The following is a 20,843-nucleotide window of genomic DNA, read 5'->3' as shown; positions in this document are numbered from 1 at the left end:
TTTCCGGAGCAAGTCCAGCCGACTTCTGCGTCGAGGTCATGGAGGACGCGCTTGCCCGGCACCGCAGGCCGGGGATCTTCAACACCGACCAGGGCTCGCAGTTCACCAGCCGCGCCTTCACCAGCGTGCTGCGGGAGGCGGAGATCGACATCAGCATGGACGGCAAGGGCGCCTGGCGTGACAACGTCTTCGTCGAACGGCTGTGGCGCACGGTCAAGTACGAGGAGATCTACCTGCGGGCCTACGACACCGTCAGCACGGCGCACGCCTCGATTGGCCGGTACCTCGCCTTCTATAACGAGCGCAGGCCCTCTTCGAGCCTTGACCGGCGTACTCCCGACCAAGCCTACTTTGACAGGCTGCCGCATCCCGCGGCTGCCTGAACCCGGCAGAAGATCCACTTACCCAAGCCCAGGTCGTTGTTTAGACAAACCAAGCCACCTCTGAGGGCGCATGCTGCGGCTCCCTCATGAATGTCCGCAACCTCAATGCCGCCGGCATTGGCGAGAGTGAGTTATAGCCTTAATTGGACGTGAACCGTCTTCGATCGTAGCGGGAGGCCGCAGCCTAGGGGCAGCGTCTGAGAGCAAGTGGGCAGGCTCAACCGGCTGCTCAACCTCGGACGCTTGCGCATTTCTTTTGGAATATACTTCTGTAGTCAATTCGCTAACATTGGAGACCACCAGAATTAATTGCATTTTTGAGTCGCAAAAGAGGGTACAGCAGTTCCGCTTTATGTTTTGAGGTGCTAAAATTATTCCGAGTTTGGAAACATAGATTTGCGTGCTATCAGCTCCTTATATTATGTTGAAGCCAATAGATGTTGAACGAATTGAGAATGCATGATCCGCAATATCGGCTGGACCCCTGGCAGGAGATTCTGGTGTGATTTTTCGTATATCAATCGTAGTCGCCTATGCAGTATTCATAATTAATATTGGAGGAATATTTGATCTCGGCTCGGTCAACGCGTTCGAAAAAGCGATATTTATGTTCGCAGGCTTTTCCTTTCTTATTGGAAGAGAGAAGAACTTTTTTGTGATTTCGCTAATGATCGCTTGTTCGACGCTCGTTGTTTTCCTCGGTGCACTGAGTGATTATGATCAATTTGACTGGACGCTGCTATTCGGCGCCTTTAACCAGTTTGTGCTGATCTATTTGCTGCTCGCCGCTAAGCCAACGGAGAAAGACAGGAATACTTTACTATTACTCTCTGCTTGGATGCCGGCAGCGTGCTCGATGGTCGGAGTGGCCTATCAGATTGCTGGACTAAGATCGGCATTCCCAATCGAGTTTAATACCGGAGAAGGCAGATTCGGCGGGTCTCTAAACCCGGCATTCCTCGGCGGATTATCAATGTGTGGTATATACGCATCGTTAAAGCTCACTGAGCTAGATCTAAAAAAATACTACATAATAATGGGAGTTAACATTTGTATTTTAGGTTTGAGTGGAGCGCGAATGCCGCTTTTAGTTGCGTTTATAGTATGTTTTTTTAGCTTCTATATCTCCAGTAACCGTACAATAAATGCGAAAATCACGGGAACCGCCATTGCTTTTTTTGTCGGAATAATCATTGGACCATTGCTTTTTGTGTTGTACTCGAATCGCATCGCAATGAGTGGTTCAAGTGGACGAGAATTAATTTGGCCGTGGCTGCTCCAAATGCATGATCAGTATCCATATTCAGGAATCGGATTTGGACATCAATATTGGGCAACTCCGAGAGAAATTTATGTTAGATTTACTTCAAAAGCTGCACATAACGACTATCTTAGACTTCTGGTTGAGCTCGGTCAATATGGTGTATTTGCGTTTTACTTTTTGCTCTGCACCGCTTTTGGAAGCACAGTACGGCGTTGGGGAAGCCATGATCATTCCTCATGGGCCGCTTTAGTAGGTTTTTTGATTGTTGGAATTTCAGACAATGCCCTCGCGACGCCAACACATTTTTTAATTTTTATTATCGGATCGTTCACAGCATGCGCAAAATCAAAAACTGGGAGTGCTGTAGATCTTACCGCAAGATCGCCGCCACAACGATTATTGCAAGTCAAATCTCATATGTCTAAAGGAAAATTATGAAATCAGCATCACATTGTATCGGTGCTTTTAGAAGTCTGATCCTGTGATCTTTTAGGGAGTTAACCATTTGACCAAGCGTCACTATGAGACACTCGATGGTATGAGAGGGATCGCTGCAATCGCGGTTGTTGTATACCATATTGCAACCGTGCCATATTTAAGAGCGCCATCTGGATATCTAGCAGTAGATTTTTTCTTTGCTTTGAGCGGGTTTGTTCTTGGTCACGCCTACCAAGCAAAACTTTCTGGCGGGATGGAGTTTTGGGATTTTGTGCGCATACGTGTAATCCGTCTGTACCCAATCATGTTTCTTGGTTTTGCACTTGCATCTGTTCGGGGAATAGCGCTTTATTTGATGCGACACCCGAACGCTCCTTCTTTTTTAGAAATAATTTATGGGTCGACCACAAATTTTTTGCTATTACCCATACCTGTATTTTCAGCTTACATGTTTCTGAATGTGCCAGCGTGGTCGTTGATGTTTGAGTTGATAGCAAACATAATATACGCACATACCGCTCGGTATTTGAGTATTAAAACACTAGGTGTTTCTACCGTTGCGCTAGCAGTTCCCCTGTCGATTATTATTTTTTCTGGGAAATTTGGGCAGGGACATCATCTTGATACCTTTTACATCGGGCTACTACGCGTATTATTTTCGTTTTCGTTTGGTCTTTTGCTTCAGTTCAGTAAGCAATTTTTGCCCCAGATGGCAGTAAATCCATTAATTGTTTGCGCAGGCATATTTCTGAGCTTATTTATTCCAGTGCATGGTCCGGAATATGAGTTTCTTTTTGTCTTTTTGATTTCACCCATCCTTATTATCGCGGGAGCAAATGCACCGAGTTTTTACGGAGCGAAGTTTCTTGGGAATCTATCCTACCCAATCTACGCTATGCATTACGGTTTGATATCTCTCGGAACATTTTTGGCTGAAAAAATTGGTTATAGCTCATGGACCGGCGCCCTTACGTCAATAGTTATCTTCAGTTTTGCTACACCTTTAGTCATCCGTTTCTATGATCTACCATGCAGAATCTGGCTCAATAGCAAACTAAATTTTTCGAAAAGAGACAAAGGCGGTGTAAGAAAATATACAGTATAAATTAGATTTTTGTTTAGACATGAGGATATCGCTGTTTTGAAGATTTGCCCGATCAATCTGGCGGCTTACAAATGATTAAAGGCGATTGCTGCGCATCAATGTGCTTAATATAAGACAAATGTGCTCGGTTTGATAGAGGTTTATGTAGAATCTGTGGCGGAGCCACAGGTCTCTTGGGGCACTGCCAAAGGGTACCGAGAGTGTGTCACGGATCTATGAGAGCTAGAGCGTTTTCCACTCTTCCGGATCGTATCCGGCGGCAGCGAAGTAGTTTGCGCACTCGGTTGGTGTGAAGGCGTTGAGCAGATCGCCGACGACAGTCCAGAGCCGATCGACCGTGCGCTCGGCCGCTTTGCGCAGCAGCGCCTTGAGTTTGGCGAAGGCCATCTCAATCGGATTAAAGTCGGGCGAGTACGGCGGCAGGAAGCGAAGCCGTGCGCCGCTGGCCTCGATGGCGGCCTGGATCGCTGTGCCCTTGTGGGCGGGGAGGTTGTCGAGGATGACAGTATCGCCGGGCCTGAGGGTTGGGGCGAGCACCTGCTCGACGTCAGCCTAAGAACCACTCCCGCGTCATCGGTCCGTCGAGCACCATGGGCGCGCTCATCCCCGACAGGCGCAAGCCCGCAACGAACGTCGTCGTGAGCCAATGGCCATGCGGGATGCCCGAGCGCAGGCGCTGACCGCGAGCACAGCGACCGCGCAGGCGCGCCATGCGGGTGGAGAGACCCGTCTCATCGATGAAGATCAGGCGCTCAGGATCGAGGTCGGGCTGCGCGGCAAACCACGCCTCACGGGATGCGGCCACGTCGGGGCGATCCTGCTCGGTTGCGTGCGCTGACTTTTTTTCCACGTCACCGCGCGGCAGGCGAAGAAACGCCACAGCGTGCCCAATCCGACCGAGACGCTGCGCTCGGTACGCAGGCGTTCCTGCATCTCGGCAAGCGTGATGTCGTCCTTCTCTTCGGTGAGGGCGAGCAGAAAGGCTTCATGCACGTCGAGCTTGGAGCCGGGTGGACGGCCCTGACGCTGAGCCCGCGTCTCTCCTGTCATCGTCGCATGCGCGGCCCAGCGGATCACCGTAGCGACGCCGACCCGATAGCGCAGGGCCGCGGCCCGGCGGGACAGACCTGCTTCCACCGCGTCCAGGACGCGAACACGCAGATCGTGACTGTAGGCACGGGCCATGGCGATCTCCCTGACAAACCTTCAGGGATCAACGCTCACCTCGCCGCAACGAGTCAGGGATCGTGGAAAATGCTCTAGATGTTTGATCCCGGGGTTTGATGGTGCACTTTTCACGCCGGAGTGGAGGGACGCGCTATGGGCCAGGTTCTTCACGGCAGCGCCACAACGACGGAGCGGCTGTGTTGAAGATCAAGCGGTGATCGACCGCCAGGGGGTGCGGTCGCGAACGATGGCGTTGAGCGTCACCAGGAGCTTTCGCATCACGGCGACGAGGGCGACCTTCTTCGGCCGACCGCGCTGGGTCAGCTGTTCGTAGAAGGACCGAAAGGGAGAGCCTCGCCGGATCGCGGTCAGAGCGGCCATGTAGAGCACGCCCCGCACCGAGGTTCGTCCACCCGCGATGGATCTTCGACCTCGCATCAGACCGGAGTCGCGGTTGATGGGAGCGATGCCGACGAGGGCCGCAATTTGGTGGCGGCCAATGGTGCCGAGCTCGGGCAATTGCGCCAGAAGCGTGCGTGCGGTCACGTCACCGATCCCGGGCACGGACTTGAGCAGCGCCTCGGTCTTGCACCAGACCGGAGAGGCCTTGATGGCTTGTCCAATGTCGCTGTCGAGTTCCGCGAGTTCTTTCTCCAGGAAGCCGATGTGTCGGTCCATCCGCCGGGTCAGGTGCTTGTCCACGGCTTGATCGCGACGGTTGGTCTCCATGTTGATCATCCCGATAATCTGCCGCCGCCGGCTCACAAGCTCGGCGAAGTGCCGTCTCTCCGGCTCGGGCAAGGGCCTGGCCGGTGGTCTGATGCGTTCGGCGAAGAGGGCAATGACCTCAGCGTCGAGCGTATCTGTCTTTGCCAGCCGGCCCATGGCTCTGGCGAAGTCGCGGATCTGGCGCGGGTTGACGATACAGAGCGGCAGCCCGACAGCGGCCAGTGCTGCAGCCACGCTCGCCTCGAAGCCACCGGTAGCCTCCAGGACGATGAGGGCTACAGGTAAGCCACTGAGCCGACGCGCGAAAGCATCCAACTCCTTAGTGTTGCGCGGGACACGGAATGCCTGGTCCGACGGTCTGAGGTGAACGTCGAGGCGATCCTTGGACACGTCAATGCCGACAAAGATGGTGGGCTGTTCGTCCATGACCCTACCTTGCAAATGCGGGCTCTGGCCCAGGCGGCTGTCCGGGTTCGGGACTAAAATGGTGAGGGTCGCGCCATGCTCTGTCGCGGGCTTGAAAACCCTAGGCAAACACGGGCTGACCCTCACCCTGTAGCCTCACTGGTGTCGCTCCAGCGGGCAACCGCAAGATACAAGGCGATCCGTCGAGCGATCCAGCATAGTCAAGCGAGCCTGAGGGCCCTCTCGAAGCGCTATGGGATCAACCCGAAGACAGTCGCCAAGTGGCGGCAGCGGACCTCGGTCGCCGACCAGCGCACGGGGCCGAAGGATCCTCGCTCGACGGTGCTGTCACCGGAGGACGAGGCGGTGGTGGTCGCCTTTCGGCGTCACACACTCCTGCCCCTCGACGATTGCCTTTACGCGCTCCAGGCCACGATCCCACACCTGACCCGCTCCTCGCTGCATCGCTGCCTCCAGCGACACGGCATCAGCCGATTGCCGGAGGTCGACGGCGACAAACCCAAGCGGTCGCGCTTCAAGGCCTATCTGCTCGGATACTTCCACATCGATCTGGCCGAGGTCCACACGGCGGAAGGGCGGCAATACCTGTTTGTCGCCATCGACCGCACGACCAAGTTCGCCTTCGTTGAACTCCATGAGAAGGCCACACGGCGGGTCGCAGGCGACTTTCTCCGGCACCTTATCGAGAGGCGGTGCCCTACAAGGTGCACACGGTGCTCACCGACAATGGCACCCACTTCACGACACCCGGCGACGTCGCTTCAGCCGCCTCCATCATTAGGGAAGCGATCGCAGCCGGCGAGACATTTCGGGCCCACAGCTTCGAGTCCGCCTGCGCCCGCAACGATATCGACCCTCGCCTGACCAAGCCGCGGCACCCTTGGACGAATGGGCAGGTCGAGCGAATGAACCGCACGATCAAGGACGCGACGGTCAAACACTACCACTACGAAAGCCACGAGCAACTCCGCGCCCATCTGGCCGACTTCGTCAGCGCCTACAATTTTGGCCGCCGCCTGAAGCCCCTGCGGGGTCTCACGCCCTACGAGGCCATCTGCAAAGCATGGTCCGCCGAGCCCAGCCGCTTCAGGTCAAACCCGCTCCACCAAATGCCGGGACCAAACATCTAGTCCCGTCAACTTCATGGCCAAGCCGGCCACGCTGCCGGATAGCACGAAAGGACCCCTCTCAAACCGTCGTCGATCCGGACATCGGCCTCTTGTTCCTACTTCTGATAGGCATCATGTTCTGTATCAGCCTGCTCAATCGAAAGTGAGCGCACGTGCCTCGAGCGTCCATTCTTGGCGGTCTCGGCTCACCGACTTCAGGGCCAGCATGGCGTACGATGGCGCAACCGCTCCGACTTTGAGGAAATGCGCTCAGAGGCCTCGCAATGAGGTCGGCACTTCGGTGCGGCGTCAATACTATTTTAAGCTGTCCCCGATTCACGCGATTGACCACTTTATCTGGGGCACCCCAATCTCCGAAGGCAGACCATATATGATCTAAAACAACCAGACTGGCAAAGACTAGCCCTATCCAAATCAAACTGATATAAGTCATCGCATCCGATATTTTGGCATCTAATCACTTGGTTTCTGCAAGATACCATCTTGCTATCGACGCATTGTGAGGCATTGGGTGTCGCCGCTGTCTGAGACAGAGCTATTGTTGGCAAAAATGGAGGAACAGCGAGCAAGGGGGCTGCAACAAGCATTCTATACATCGAGGGGTAGTTCGCGGGCATGGTCTAAGCGTTCCTGCTTATCTGCGCTTTGATTGGCGCGAGAATATCTACGCATTCCGTACCAAGCGCCGATCTAGCTGTCAGCAACATGCCGGATGGCTAGAGCTGGCGCGGTCGACGGCGTCGTGCCGCGGCGCAATCGCATCGTGCTCGGTGTCGACATGGGCGTGGCCGTCATGGGCATCTGCGTGGTGCTGCGGGCTCGGCTGGACATCTCGGACTACGTCGAGCCCAGTAGCTTCGTGCTCGAGGACACGGCGTCGTGGCTCATAGGTCTTGTGGATCGTGGTGGCGCTGCGGTGCGATCGTGGCTCGCCAATCCAGGCTGACCGCCGTGCACGAACGCCTTCATATGTGACTGCGTTGAGCGTCTAACCTGCTACGATCCATCTGCTGCTCGCCCCCTCGTAGAATAACACCCTACCTTCACCCGCCCGGAGAAATCCGCGGCGGGTTTTTCATCCCCGGTCATCACAGTGTTGCACGGATCCTGCAAGCGACGCAGCGAGCAGCCAGAATGGTTCTACGCGGTGATGCCTTCGTGCGGGCACCACCTTCACCTGTCCGAGTCTGGCTGTGGCGTGTTTTTCATGCGATTTGGATAAGGTTCCAGTCTCGCGAAAGGCAGCTTGATGTGGCATTAGGATAGCACTTCGCCATCGTAGCATGTCATCTATCACACCCAATCGACCAAGCGCTGGATATCCTTATGCCGAGCCTCAATAAGTTTCTTTGGCTACAAAGGGCTGTTATCAAGTTAAGAATAAAATACTATAATAATATTTGGAAAATGGATATCGATCCGACCGTACGACTCTCAATGAGCGTAAGGCTCGACAAGACATACCCAATTGGTCTGCACATACGAGAATACACTTATGTCGCCTTCGATGTGGCTATCTTAACCCACGACATGATCAGGAACAAAAAAGTTCATACTCGTATTGGATCACACTGCTTTATCGGTGCGCGTAGCATAGTCATGCCAGGCGTCCGCATAGGGGAACACTCCGTGGTCGCCGCATCGTCGGTTGTGACAACGGATGTTCCGCCTCATTCAATCGTCGCTGGAAATCCCGCTCGGGTGATACGCGAAGGCATTAATACAGATCGCTACGGCGTTCTCTTAGATCGTGGTGCAAAAGTTTCTGTCGAGCCAGATTACGACGGCTTACTTCGTGGTAAGATTTGAGAGGTGAACCAAGTTAGGACCTATCGACTGAGGGTTTAGGGTTAGGTAACATTTGTGGCGCACTCCTCCGCGCCACATGCACGACCTACTTGATTGCACCGCTGTCTTTGAACGCCCTCACGATAGCGGGGACGGTGATCTGCAGGACAGCATCTCGCTTAGGATGCACGCCATCTGGGATTTCTCCTCGTAGATCAACTCCTAGCTGATGCCACAGAGGGGTGATATCGATAAGTTTGACATTGAGCATCTTACTGATCTCTTTGTATTGTTCATTGTAGCTAAGGATAAAGGGGCGAAGTAGCCACCGGCGTAGCCCTAACGCTGGACTCATCGTCATCAGATAAATTTTCACCCCAGGCAGATCGGCTCTCAGTTTATCGACAATAGCAACATGATTATCGCGGCTCTCTTTCAGCCAAAGTCGATGCCGAACGTCGCTGTCATTGATGATAAATTCAATCAGGACAATCTGGGGCTTCAACGCGGTCACGCGATCAACATTTTCCAGCCCCCATCGAGAGGTTTTTCCGCCTTGCGCCACCTTTTCAACGTGGAAATTCTTTGACCATACCTTGGACAGTTCTGCGCTTAGGTCTTGTTGCCAGTCGTTCTGATTCGTCAGGCTTGTTCCAAAGGTGACCATGCGCGTTGGGTCGGTCAGCTGAGACGTGAGCTTTTCGTTCATCGCTGCACCTTCCTGGCTTTCTAAAGACATTGCCCGGCATGACACGCACAAAATCAGCGCCGAAGCCAGAACGGCGCGGTTGACCCGCAGCATCGGCTTCATATTGGCAGGCACCTCCGACGCTGAAGCAGCGGCCGGGGCGCCGCGTGGGTTTTTTTCCATTTCTGGCCCTGCTCACGCTCACGCGCCAGAAACCGAATAGCCTCTACGTAGATCCCAGCCGCCGACCCCGGTACGAAGAAGCCGCTGCCCTTGCGCTAGATGTTCGGTCCCACTGTGTGGTGGTACGACTGATGCCGCCTTGAGGGACGCGCTATGGGACAGGTTCTTCACGGCAGCGTCACGACGACTGAGACGGTCCGTCGAGCAATCCAAGCTCGTCAAGAGAGCGTGAGGGCCGCCGCCAAGCGCTACGGCGTCAGCGCCACGACGGTGCAGAAGTGGCGCTCACGCCAGACCAGCACCGATGCTCGGATGGGACCGAAGGAGCCCCGATCCAGCGTACTTAGCTTGGAGGACGAGGCGGTCATCGTCGCTTTCCGCCGGCACACTCTGCTGCAGCTGGACGACTGCCTCTACGCGCTGCAACCGAGCCTGCCGCATCTGACCCGCTCGTCGCTTCATCGCTGTCTGCAGCGTCACGGCATCAGTCGCCTGCCGGACGTCGAGGGCGACAAGCCGAAGCGTTCGAAGTTCAAGGCCTACCCGATCGGCTACTTCCACATCGAAGATCGAGCACCGTCTGACCAAGCCGCGCTGCCCATGGACGAACGGTCAAGTCGAGCGGATGAACCGAACTATCAAGGACGCCACGGTCAAGCGCTACCATTACGAGAGCCACAAAGAACTCCGGCAGCACCTGCAGCTGTTCGTGGATGCCTACAACTACGGACGCCGGCTCAAGACCCTGCGCGGCCTTACCCCCTACGAGTTCATCTGCCAGGCCTGGACGAAAGAGCCAGAACGCTTCAGGCTCGATCCGTCACACCACATGCCGGGACCGAACATCTAGCCGATCCGATCAGCAGTAGCACGAATGCCTGCTGGAAAGTGATCCGGCTTCTCGGCTTCCGGGGATGGCTTGGGTGGTACGGAGGCTTTCTCATTACTCATCACTTTTCTCAGGCTGCTTCAGATCATCGCCCTCGGATGCCGCGACGGCGTTCCCAGTGGGATTACCCCGGTTTGGTGGACACCGAGAACGCTTTCGCGTGAGGTGTTTGTCCAATGCCGAAGAGCCGTCCCCCTTACCCCATCGAGTTCCGCCGACAGATGGTCGAGCTGGCCCGCGCCGGCCGTGATCCGAATGATCTGGCTCGCGAGTTCGAGCCCTCCGCGCAGGCCATCCGCAACTGGGTGGCCGAGGCCGATCGTAGCGAAGGCCGGCGTGAGGCGAAGCCGCCGCCTGCCGATCCAGGCCTGACGGTCGCCGAGCGCGACGAGCTCGTCCGGCTTCGGCGTGAGAACCGACAACTCAAGCTGGAGCGCGATATCCTCTCTCGCGCGACGGCCTGGTTCGCTCGGGAGACCGGGGTTCTCCCGTCGGGGTCTTCCGGTTCATGAACGCGAACCAGGCCGACTTCCCCATCGCCGCCATGGCGCGCATGCTCGGCGTGTCGAAGGCCGGGTACTATGCCTGGGTCGACCGCCAGCCCTCGGCGCGACGGTTGGCAGACACAGCCCTGCTGAAGCGGATCCGCACCGTCCATCTCGGCTCGCACGAGACCTATGGTGCACCGCGCGTCCACCTCCTTGGCGAAAAAAGCCGTGGCCCGCTTCAGGATCTCCCGTTCCTGGCGCAGCACCTCGTTCTCACGGCGCAGGCGCTTGAGCTCAGCGGCCATGTCCTCCTGTCGGTCGGCCGGCGGGTGGTCCATCTCGCGCTCACGTCGGCCGTCGATCCCGTTGCGCAGCGTCGAGAGCCCGACGCCGAGATCGGCGGCGACCTCCCGGCGGAACCGCCCGCTCGTCTGGGCCAGCCGCACCGCCTCGGCACGAAACTCAGGGGTAAAGGTCTGCTTCCCGACTGCCTTGGAAACCCTCCTCCTTCAGGAAAAAGAGCTCTCCACTTTTCCGGAGCAAGTCCACCTCAAGGATTTCCGCCGCATCGCCACACACTACGACGGCTCGGCGACCTATCTCGCCGCCGTCTACCTCGCTGCAACCGTCAGCTACTGGTTATCGTTCCGAACCCTAGGAGGCAGGAGAGCACCAAGCGCAATTGTCAGAGCTTTGTACACGTCACGAACGAACTGACCTCCCTGAATACGTCCGAGTAGGACGAAAACGAATCCGACGGCTAGTTTTCGGGCAAGTTCGCGTCCCACACCGGGTACTTTGACGTTTCGCGCAATCGCAATAAGGGCACCTTGATAATACTTTGAGGAAAATTGGCGGTCAGGATCACGGTGGCCAATGATGGCCTTGTCGACAAACTGTACCTTCCTAGCTCGGCCGAACGCTCGCAATACGAACTCCGTATCCTCGCCCCCATTAACGGGCGCGCCGACTCCTAGGCCTTCGTCAAAGCGGAAATGCGAGTGAGCAACCAAGCTGCCGCGGAACACCATCGTATTGGACGAAGCTCGCCGGACGACGTCTGATGCGGAGGCAGTACGACTGTGACAAAACTTTATTGACTCGGGTTTTGAGCTGTACCGGCTGAACCAAAGGTCGAGCGCTTCGTCGTCCGCGAAAGCCGCAGAGATCGACTTGAGGACCCCGTTTGGATACCAGCAATCGTCGTCGGGAAAGAACAGAATGGATCCGCTGTGAAGTGCACCTTCAGCGCGCCTTAGCTCAAGCATTCGGTTCCGGGCCGCAGATAAGGACAGTCGCTCGGGGGTCATGACGCAATCGACGATTTTGGGTGGCGCGTTCAATGCGAAGTCAGCCGGGGCACGCTGCACCAAGAGAGTAAGACGGACTGGTACTTCTGGGTACGTTTCAACGAACTGGATCACTGACGCAATCATGCGATCAAGATGTTCGTGTCGGCCTCCCGCTCCGTCGGTCGTGGAGAGAAGAACGAGTGCAGGCTTCACGACGACCTCCAGCTTGAAGCCGCATCCGTATTGTCTGAAGGAGATGCGGCTGCAGAGGATAAATCGCCTTTACCGTACAACAAATTGCTCATCAAAGCAATGTATTCCTTGGCGCATCGCTCTATGCCGAAGTCTTTCCCGCGGTCGAGGTTAGCAGTTCGCGGCCGGGGATAGTCAAGCGCATCTGCGATGGCGTTAGCCAATGCACGAGGATCCTCGATGGGCACAAGATGCCCGTGAATCCCGTCGGCAAGAATTTCGGACGGCCCGAAAGGACAATTTGTGCTGACCACCGCTGTTCCACACGCGAGCGCCTCGCAAAGGACAAGACCAAATCCTTCATAACGCGACGATAGAACGAACAAGTCGGCAGCTTTGACTGCGGGATGGGGATTGCCGATGAAGCCCGGCATATGTACTCGCTCAGATATGCGGAGTTGTAGGGCCAGAGCCTCAAGTTCGGAGCGCAGGGGCCCCTCACCAATGATGACGAGATGTGGTGTGTGGCGTGGCGGCAGGAGTGATAGAGCACGTAGCAGGGTCGCTTGATCTTTTTGGGCGGCAAGTCGCCCAACCGTGACTAGTGTTTTTTCTTCACTCGGCCAGAAGTCCGGCAACGGGGCGGCCGAGGCCGCTTCAATGTCTAACATTGCAACGCCGTTATATATCACAGCGACCCGTTCACGTGGGAATCCGGTAGTGCCTGCCAGGTCATCAGCGACACCGCGCGAAACTGCAATATTGGCTGCTGAATGCGGTAGGGACCAACGATATAGTAGAGGCAGTGCCTGAAATTTTATCCCCGGGCGCTTTGCTTGCACCGATAAGGGATTGTGCTGAGTGAGGACATGGTGGGTCTGGCGACCGGAGAGGCGGCATGCGATCGACGCCATAATGTTCATGTGCTCAATCGCCGAGAGAAGAATTTGAGGGTTGGCGTCACGTAAGTAATGCACAAGACGGGGCAGGGCCCTAACCTGACGAGCCGCATCAAGGGATACAACAGGAATGCCGGGTGGAACCCGATCCAGCATTTCGCCTTCGCGACGGTCCAGCAGCAAAGTTACATCAAATCCCGCTTTCTGGAAATACGGAGCGAGTCCGAGATAGAGTTGGGGAACTCCTCCACCGTCCAAATCGGGCAGGTAGATAGAAAGCGAGCCAAAACGACCGGCGCGACTCGAGGCTCTCATGCTGACGCATCCTCAGGTTGTCGTTTCAATCGAGGAGAGCCATGCTCCCATGAGCCTTCTTCAGCAGTGCCGAGCTGTTGTTGCCATCGTATCGACGCTCGACAAGTGAGCGAGCGCAATATTCCAAGCGAGATAAGCTTAGGGCTACAGGGCGACGAATAGACTGAACTACCCAGAACGGGACTATGAGTACTCAAGACTCACCTCTAAACTCAATCAGGTATGACATCCTGCCCGGTCGTTTTATCACGCGACATCTGCCACGGTCTTAACTGCTGCCCCACGTGAAAAGACGGCCTTCATGACTGTCCGCGTTGCGCGGAAATCGAGCAGCAAAGCGCATACCATATAAAGCAGAAAGAGCATCGGGGTGAGGGCAGCAAGGTTTAGGAGATCGCTTCCCTGCGTCAATGGTGCAATCAGTTTCCGGAGCGGGTACGAGACGCCGAGCATTACAGCGCAAGCAACCAGGAACGGTAGGACGATTCTAGCTGTCTTTAGGCTTGAAGATCCGACGAGACTACTGCAAGCAATCGTCGACATCGGCAGCAGAGTGGCTTGGGCCATTGAGAAGGCGGCAACCGCGTGATCGAGCGAGCGGCTGCCGATCAATGAAGCAAGCATCCCTAGCAGTCCGGCGACTAGAAGCATCATTCCGACGATGTAGGGCCTCCCTGAAACTTGGATAGGAAGATAGTTTTGATAGGTGATAGCCTGAAATCCGCCGAGAATAGCGGTAAACACAAGTACATTGGCTGATCCATCGCCCTTTACACCGTACATGAGGCCGGTAATCTCGGGGGCAATGGAGGCGACCCCGAAAAACATTGGCATAATCAGCGCAGATGCGAATCGTACAGAGCGATAGAGCGTGTCAAGAAGCGCATTTTTGTTGTTGGGACTGACCTGCGCCAAGTTTACATAATTTACTTCAGTGGCGACTGCCGACGTGAATTGCGAGGCGATGGCAGTGATACGCGAACCCATGATGTAGGTTGCGAGAGCCGCGGGGCCGAAGAAGAGCGGTACAATGATTTCGATGCTACGGGTGGCTAAATAAGCGCAAAGCTTCGTTGAAATCATACCGAACCCGAAAGGCAATAGCGATTTAGCCAGGCGCGGATCACTCCAGCGGAGCCGGTAGGGCGACCGATACCAAATCAGGACGGTCGTTATCCCGGCCGCGAGAATGTTTTGAATGATTAAACTCCAAACGCCGAAGCCTGCGAAGAGGAGTGAGATCCCAACTATGCTACTACAGGTCACAGCATACATACTCGCGGTTGCGAGTGATCGAAAAGCCATTTCTCGACGCAGGAGCGCCTGAGGCACGTACGCGACCGCGTTCAAAACGAGCGACACGCACAGAAACGGCAGCAAGTTAGCTAGACCGGGTACATTTATCGCCCGCTCGATTATCGAACGGCTGGCGACGATGGCGCCTGATACAATAAGCGCGATCAGCACGTTGAGCCAAGTCGCAGCAAGCAGCACAGATTCATTGTGTTCGCGAGTTTGGATGGCGGCATCTCCCATGCCGCCCTCGGCAAAGATGTCTGCAACTGCTGCAACCGCGACTGCAACAGCAAACAGGCCAAGCTCGCTCTTCGGCAGGATGTTCGCGGCCACGATAAAGGCGACGAGCGTGCCTAGCCTCATCACAATCTGACGTGCGGCCGACCAAGCCAGTTGCAGTCGCAAGCTCACGCCCATATTCCCCTTCGATCTTCATACAGACAAGGACCTATCACCTGCAAATCGCTATGCGCTACGTAATGTGTGCATGTGGGTCCACGCGAGTTGACAAGGTGCAGCGTTAAACTAGTCAGAGGTCGATTGCCAGTGCAGACCCTGCAGACCCTGCAGAGCCGTGCGCCGGAGCATACCAACCTTAACAGTCAGGATTTGGCAAGAAAAAAGCTCCTAGATAATCCAATATGCGCCGAGTAGTTAGATGTGAATTAAAATATTTTATCTTCAACTTCTCCCATATCCTACCAAGCGAAGAGCTTGGAGTATTCGTTTGGCGTGTTTGCGTTGAAGAAGCATATGATGGCTGACCAGAGACTCTTTATGACTCGTTCGGTAGATTCGCGCGGCCGGGCATTCAATCTCTTAGCACTACTGTGTCACAAAATTTGGATGTAGGACTTGCTATTCGATCTGGCAATGGAGTGAGGCATGGATCGCATGAACTCTCCGCTGGGTGCCGACCAGTTGCGTTTTGCGAGCTATCTGGAGGCTTTGTCAGGCGTCCTGGGTCATGCTGATCGGATCGCACCGCTGAAGGCCTACTGCACGGGTCTCCTCCTGCCGGGTACTCGTAAGAGCATCGAGCCGATGGCGGTCCGGATCGCGCCGGCGCGGGTCCAAGCTACACATCAGGCGCGGCATCATTTCGTGGCCAAGGGCGAATGGTCGGACGACGCTTTGCTGGCCCGGGTACGCAGCGAGGTCCTGCCGGTGATCGAGTGTCAGGCTTCGATCCAGGCCTGGATCGTCGATGACACCGGCTTTCCCAAGAAAGGCCGTCACTCGGTCGGGGTGGGACGGCAAGACTGCGGTCAGATCGGCAAGCAGGACAACTGTCAGGTTGCCGTGACCCTCTCGGTGGCCAACACCCAGGCCAGTCTGCCGGTGGCGTATCGCCTCCCCTTTTCGGCCCTTCTACGAGCGGCTCACAGAGCTTAGATGTTCGGTCCCGGCATGTGGTGTGACGGATCGAGCCTGAAGCGTTCTGGCTCTTTCGTCCAGGCCTGGCAGATGAACTCGTAGGGGGTAAGGCCGCGCAGGGTCTTGAGCCGGCGTCCGTAGTTGTAGGCATCCACGAACAGCTGCAGGTGCTGCCGGAGTTCTTTGTGGCTCTCGTAATGGTAGCGCTTGACCGTGGCGTCCTTGATAGTTCGGTTCATCCGCTCGACTTGACCGTTCGTCCATGGGCAGCGCGGCTTGGTCAGACGGTGCTCGATCTTCGATGTGGAAGTAGCCGATCGGGTAGGCCTTGAACTTCGAACGCTTCGGCTTGTCGCCCTCGACGTCCGGCAGGCGACTGATGCCGTGACGCTGCAGACAGCGATGAAGCGACGAGCGGGTCAGATGCGGCAGGCTCGGTTGCAGCGCGTAGAGGCAGTCGTCCAGCTGCAGCAGAGTGTGCCGGCGGAAAGCGACGATGACCGCCTCGTCCTCCAAGCTAAGTACGCTGGATCGGGGCTCCTTCGGTCCCATCCGAGCATCGGTGCTGGTCTGGCGTGAGCGCCACTTCTGCACCGTCGTGGCGCTGACGCCGTAGCGCTTGGCGGCGGCCCTCACGCTCTCTTGACGAGCTTGGATTGCTCGACGGACCGTCTCAGTCGTCGTGACGCTGCCGTGAAGAACCTGTCCCATAGCGCGTCCCTCAAGGCGGCATCAGTCGTACCACCACACAGTGGGACCGAACATCTAGCCGACCGAGGAAGGTCGCCCTCGTGGCGGTGATGCGAAAGCTGCTGGTGACGTTCAACGCCATCGTCCGCGCGCCCTGGCGGCCACTCCTGGTCAACCTTCAACGCAGCCGCTTAGTCGTCGTGGCGCTTCCATAGAGAACTTGGCCCATCGCGCATTTCTGCAATCTGACAAGGAAAGTGCACCATCAAACCCTGGGATCAAACTTCCAGCGATCAACGTAGCCTTCGCAGCTGATGAGCCGAAAGGCTCCAGCCTTGCCAAGGCTAGGTACCAAGACCGTTCTGCTTGCCCCGATGACTACACGTTGGGGGTGGAAAAGCTCAACTACAGTGAGATTAATACAATATCTTTTAGGCTTAAAAATCAGATAAGGCTTAATTAGTTAGGCTGCGTAAGCTTAAAACCAAATCGGATTACATGTTTTGAAATCTGAAAATTGTATTGCCCTCCGTCCTGCGAGGTCAATTCAAATCCAACATGGTTCACAATTAATCCAAAGCGTCTGTGCGGCCAAACGTAAATTCAAATCGCGCGCTCGACTTCGCCGTCGTCATACGAGCCCCATCTTTCCGCACCTGGCATCATCGCCCCCTCTACTTCTGCGAACCCCATAGAACGATAGTCAGGACGTAAGTAATAATTTCATATCCATACCGGGCCGATCGTTCAAGTTTTCATGATCTGTTTAAACTGGCCGATTAGGACCGGTGATAGAAAGATTCTGGATTAAGGCACGGGCTAGCCCGGAGTCATCCAATTTTACACTATTAATGATTACCGCGGAGTGGTGTTGTGTCAAAAATTATTAACCTTGCATCCGGCGCAACTGAACGGGATCTGGCTGCTGCGGTTGCGAGCCTGATTTCAGATGGTGGTACGATTGTGCTTGCCCCAAACGAGACCATCCTACTGAGCAAGACGCTGACAGCTACAATCGGGTCAGCGGACGTGACCATCAATCTCAACGGATCAACCTTGAAATCGACCATGACTGGTTCGCAGCCGACGATGTACGTCATCGGGGCTGAGTTGCCGCAGGTTTCGGTGGCCCTCGGAGTCGACAAAGGCGGTAACGCAACATTAACTTATTCTGCGCTTCCGGTGGGCCTAAGTGTTGGTTCCTGGGTTAAGGTCACGTCTGATGATATGCTACCAGGGGATCATATAGACCCGAGCGATAACAATCAGCCGACACGACTAGGTCAGGCCGCCAAGGTTGTCGAAATCGTGGGAAATACGGTTAAGCTGGAAGGCAGTTTGATTGACCAGGCCCTCTACAATACAAATGTTCGTGCGACTATTTACGCAACTGGACGGTTTACGCTGAAGAACGGAACAGTTGATGCGAGCGAGCTCAGCTACGCCAATGCGGTCCGAGACGTAATCCAGATTCGTAATCTGGTCGACGCAGAAATTATAGACGTTACCGCGAAGAACGGAGGCGCTGGCGTTAAAGTCGTCAACAGCGTACACGCCGAAATTAAAGATCTGACTGGGCTTAATGTAGGTGCCGCCGCCTATTCAGCGGCTTCGCTCGGAACGCATGTCAACGGCCTATTCGCAGAAAATGTTAACCATGGCGTCATGGTGCATGGCGTCGGTGTCGTTGCGAATACAGACAGTGCCTCGCGATATGGAGCGGACATTGGCCTTTTAGGTGAGAATGCTGTCGTCTATGGCGCAATTCGTTCAGCTTACGACTTCCATTCCGAGACCCGCAACGGCCTTTATCAGGACGTATTAGCTTTCAATTCACAGATCGCTGCCGACTTCCGCGGGATTGGAAATGTCATGAAGAATAGTGCAGGGATTGGCAATCAATTCGGCTTGCAGTTCTACCAGTATGGCCAAGGTGACGGAAAGGACGCGGTCGTCGACAATGTAAGCCTACGCGAGACAGCAAACTATTCTTTCATGTTGTCCAACAATGCGCAAAACAACACAGTCAAGAACAGTATCTTTGAGAGCGACGGTACCGGATACAAGATTGCAAGCGCCAACGTCGCCATTGTCAATACGTCGGTTAAGCAAGGGACCGTCGCCACCCGGAACGATGTGATGATCGGGAGCACGGCGTCCGATAAGCTCTTGGGTGGTCAGGGTACTGACACGATCTCGGGCGGTGCCGGATCGGATTACATCTGGGGTGGTGCAGGCAAGGATTTGCTGACCGGAGGTATCGGGCGCGACCGTTTCGCCTTCAACGACCTGTCGGAAGCAGGCGACACGATCACCGACTTTGAAGCCGGTCGAGGCGGTGACCTCATCGACGTGTCGGTCCTCGGGATCCGGCTCGGCTGGGCGAGCGATGACCCCTTCAAAGCCGGCCTTGTGCGCGCTCAGCAATCCAGTACCGACACGCTGGTCCAAGCCAAGGATGGGACGGGCTCATGGACGACACTTGCAATCCTGAGCGATGTGAAGGCGTCGAACTTCGTTGCTGCGAACCTTCAGACTCGCCTGTCTGATCCTGAAGGAAAGATCGGCGGCGCTATATCGATGAGCCTGCCAGCACTCAGTGGAAACAATGTGATCCAAGCTCCCCCAGTACCGCACGCGACCGGATATCACTTCAGTCATAATGGTACGGTGAAGGCAGGCATTGTTTTGACGATCAGCGTGGATTTCTCGGACGCCGTCAAGATTGGCGGTACCGGAATCGAGTTGCACCTCAACAATGGCAATAGCGCGAAGTACGCCTACGGGGGCGGCAGCAAAACCTTGGTCTTCATTTATAAGGTGGCCGCAGGCGACGACGTGTCCGCTCTTGAAGTAGACGAGATCGCCCTGAACGGTGCAACGCTACGTACAAGCGTCGGGCAGGCCGTATCGACGAGCGGTTCCTTGCAGGGTCCATTCGCAACGCTCGCGATCGACACCCGTGCACCGTCCCCAACGGGGAAGCTGACTTATCTCGATACAGGGTTCAGCGGAGACGGCATAACGAACTCGAAGCTGATCACACTCAACGGAGCAGGCGAAGCCGGAGACATAGTGACGGCCTACGATAATACCCGATGGGTCGGAAGTTCCAAGGTAGGGCAGGATGGCACCTGGCATATCGACCTGCCCAACCTCGGGGATGGGGCACACAACCTGTCCATTAGTGAGCGCGATCAAGTTGGGAACACCAGCGCTGCTGTCCCTATCGGGAATGTTATCCTCGATACTCGGGCGCCGGTTCGCGCATCTATCCTCGACTTTGACGTCGCTGACGGTTTCAAGGGCGATCATGCGACCGACGCGCATCATTTGACGCTGAAGGGGACGGCTGAACCCGCATCCACCGTCACAGTGTCAAGTGGAACCAACGTGCTCGGCACGGTCAACGTAGATGCCGGGGGGACGTGGGCATTCGCTCTGGACGACCTACACGAGGGGAACTACGCTTTGACGGCTACGGCTACCGATCTGGCCGGCAACAAGGGAGCGGCGGGGACGTATTCTCTCACAGTCGATCGAACTGCGACTGATGTGACGCTGACCCGACCATATGTTGTAGCTGATTCGACAAGCGCACAGCTACGAGGCAGCGCGGAGGCAAAATCAACTGTTTCGGTGTACGATGATGGCTTTCTGATCGGCGCTACCAAGGCGGCGGCGACCGGCGCGTTCCTGTTCAATGCGACGAAAGCAGGAGATAAAGTCCACACATATACCTTCTCGAGCGACGACGCTGCCGGCAATAAGGGGCTCGGTCATGGCAGTGTGGTCATCGGAACTAGCGGTTCCGACGTCATTATTGGAACCTCCGGTGACGACATGCTGGTGGGCGGCAAGGCGCGCGATATCTTCCTATTCAAGGCCGCAGGGGGGCACGACACGGTCGTAGACTTCGCGGCCGGCCGCAATGGGGATACCATAAGCTTTGACCACCATGTGTTCGGTAACGTCGACGATGTTCTCGCCCATGCGCATCAGAGTGGCACCGACGTGACCATCGCAATGGACGCACATAATGATTTGACGCTTCTAAACGTGAAACTAGCCTCCCTCATCTCCGAAAATTTTTTGTTTACCTAG

Annotated in this window: 10 protein-coding genes and 8 pseudogenes; 11 read left to right on the top strand and 7 right to left on the bottom strand. The window is 55.8% G+C overall.

Annotated features, from left to right (window positions below; translation table 11 throughout):
* Positions 1-17: 17 nt before the first annotated feature.
* The 3 genes and pseudogenes from AC1MGR_RS00945 to AC1MGR_RS00935 all read left to right on the top strand — a co-directional run.
* Positions 18-383: pseudogene (locus AC1MGR_RS00945) on the top strand (integrase core domain-containing protein); the annotation flags it as partial.
* A gap of 502 nt (positions 384-885) precedes the next feature.
* On the top strand, positions 886-2,085 hold the full coding sequence (locus AC1MGR_RS00940) for an O-antigen ligase family protein (protein ID WP_480233373.1): 1,200 nt from the start codon (positions 886-888) through the stop codon (positions 2,083-2,085).
* Between the two features lie 67 nt (positions 2,086-2,152).
* Positions 2,153-3,190, top strand: coding sequence for an acyltransferase family protein (locus tag AC1MGR_RS00935; RefSeq protein WP_480233372.1), 1,038 nt, complete (start codon positions 2,153-2,155; stop codon positions 3,188-3,190).
* Positions 3,191-3,412: 222 nt separating this feature from the next.
* On the opposite strand, the pseudogene AC1MGR_RS00930 reads toward AC1MGR_RS00935, so the two are convergent.
* Together AC1MGR_RS00930 and AC1MGR_RS00925 are read right to left on the bottom strand one after the other, a co-directional pair.
* Positions 3,413-4,375: pseudogene (locus AC1MGR_RS00930) on the bottom strand (IS630 family transposase).
* 189 nt (positions 4,376-4,564) lie between these two features.
* Positions 4,565-5,512 carry an IS110 family RNA-guided transposase gene (locus AC1MGR_RS00925; protein ID WP_480233371.1) on the bottom strand — a complete coding sequence of 316 codons (948 nt, stop codon included), beginning with the start codon at positions 5,510-5,512 and terminating at the stop codon, positions 4,565-4,567.
* 138 nt (positions 5,513-5,650) lie between these two features.
* Here AC1MGR_RS00925 and AC1MGR_RS00920 point away from each other — a divergent pair.
* The 3 genes and pseudogenes from AC1MGR_RS00920 (at position 5,651) to AC1MGR_RS00910 (ending at position 8,451) form a co-directional block, all read left to right on the top strand.
* Positions 5,651-6,642: pseudogene (locus AC1MGR_RS00920) on the top strand (IS481 family transposase).
* Between the two features lie 712 nt (positions 6,643-7,354).
* Positions 7,355-7,588, top strand: coding sequence for a hypothetical protein (locus AC1MGR_RS00915; RefSeq protein WP_480233370.1), 234 nt, complete (start codon positions 7,355-7,357; stop codon positions 7,586-7,588).
* A 380-nt stretch (positions 7,589-7,968) separates the two neighbouring features.
* On the top strand, positions 7,969-8,451 hold the full coding sequence (locus AC1MGR_RS00910; protein ID WP_480233369.1) for an acyltransferase: 483 nt from the start codon (positions 7,969-7,971) through the stop codon (positions 8,449-8,451).
* 85 nt (positions 8,452-8,536) lie between these two features.
* On the opposite strand, the gene AC1MGR_RS00905 is transcribed toward AC1MGR_RS00910, so the two are convergent.
* A complete protein-coding gene (locus AC1MGR_RS00905; RefSeq protein ID WP_480233368.1) occupies positions 8,537-9,241 on the bottom strand; it encodes an SGNH/GDSL hydrolase family protein in 705 nt (234 codons plus the stop codon).
* A gap of 213 nt (positions 9,242-9,454) precedes the next feature.
* Here AC1MGR_RS00905 and AC1MGR_RS00900 point away from each other — a divergent pair.
* Both AC1MGR_RS00900 and AC1MGR_RS00895 read left to right on the top strand, forming a co-directional pair.
* A pseudogene (locus tag AC1MGR_RS00900) lies at positions 9,455-10,151 on the top strand (integrase core domain-containing protein).
* 260 nt (positions 10,152-10,411) lie between these two features.
* Positions 10,412-10,702: a transposase gene (locus AC1MGR_RS00895; RefSeq protein WP_480233367.1), complete on the top strand. Its 291-nt coding sequence runs from the start codon at positions 10,412-10,414 to the stop codon at positions 10,700-10,702.
* Positions 10,703-10,896: 194 nt separating this feature from the next.
* Here AC1MGR_RS00895 and AC1MGR_RS00890 read toward each other — a convergent pair.
* Positions 10,897-11,124 (bottom strand): annotated as a pseudogene (locus AC1MGR_RS00890) (transposase); the annotation flags it as partial.
* Between the two features lie 103 nt (positions 11,125-11,227).
* On the opposite strand from AC1MGR_RS00890, the pseudogene AC1MGR_RS00885 reads away from it, so the two are divergent.
* Positions 11,228-11,320: pseudogene (locus tag AC1MGR_RS00885) on the top strand (IS5/IS1182 family transposase); the annotation flags it as partial.
* An 859-nt stretch (positions 11,321-12,179) separates the two neighbouring features.
* On the opposite strand, the gene AC1MGR_RS00880 reads toward AC1MGR_RS00885, so the two are convergent.
* Entirely contained in the window at positions 12,180-13,376 is a 1,197-nt protein-coding gene (locus tag AC1MGR_RS00880) for a glycosyltransferase (protein ID WP_480233366.1), read from the bottom strand.
* Between the two features lie 246 nt (positions 13,377-13,622).
* On the bottom strand, positions 13,623-15,083 hold the full coding sequence (locus tag AC1MGR_RS00875; protein ID WP_480233365.1) for an oligosaccharide flippase family protein: 1,461 nt from the start codon (positions 15,081-15,083) through the stop codon (positions 13,623-13,625).
* A gap of 483 nt (positions 15,084-15,566) precedes the next feature.
* Here AC1MGR_RS00875 and AC1MGR_RS00870 point away from each other — a divergent pair.
* A pseudogene (locus tag AC1MGR_RS00870) lies at positions 15,567-16,028 on the top strand (transposase); the annotation flags it as partial.
* Positions 16,029-16,063: 35 nt separating this feature from the next.
* On the opposite strand, the pseudogene AC1MGR_RS00865 reads toward AC1MGR_RS00870, so the two are convergent.
* Positions 16,064-16,760: pseudogene (locus AC1MGR_RS00865) on the bottom strand (integrase core domain-containing protein).
* Positions 16,761-17,612: 852 nt separating this feature from the next.
* On the opposite strand from AC1MGR_RS00865, the gene AC1MGR_RS00860 reads away from it, so the two are divergent.
* Positions 17,613-20,843: an Ig-like domain-containing protein gene (locus AC1MGR_RS00860; protein WP_480233364.1), complete on the top strand. Its 3,231-nt coding sequence runs from the start codon at positions 17,613-17,615 to the stop codon at positions 20,841-20,843.

This window comes from Methylobacterium sp. BI1, from assembly GCF_056680125.1.
This window is presented reverse-complemented; position numbering and strand designations above follow the sequence as displayed.